Annotated in this window: 1 pseudogene; it reads right to left on the reverse strand. The window is 47.8% G+C overall.

Going from position 1 to position 209, the window contains the following annotated elements:
• Nucleotides 1-209, reverse strand: a pseudogene (locus I6E38_RS15270) (IS1634 family transposase); the annotation flags it as partial.

The following is a 209-nucleotide window of genomic DNA, read 5'->3' on the forward strand; positions in this document are numbered from 1 at the left end:
TGTTGCTGACGTTGGACAGAACGCGGCGGACTTCTTCACGCTCACGGTCACACGCCTCACGCTCCTCACCATACAGATCGAGTTGTGGATGACGCCGGGATTCTTCTTTTGAAATCCATTCTTTTGCTTCATTGACAAGATTTTCGACCTCATCTTCACTATATGCAACACCAATTGTGGCAAGTTCCTTCATCTTGCCACCGATTTTC

The sequence above is a fragment of the Leyella stercorea genome, assembly GCF_021531355.1.
Classification (GTDB): Bacteria; Bacteroidota; Bacteroidia; order Bacteroidales; family Bacteroidaceae; genus Prevotella.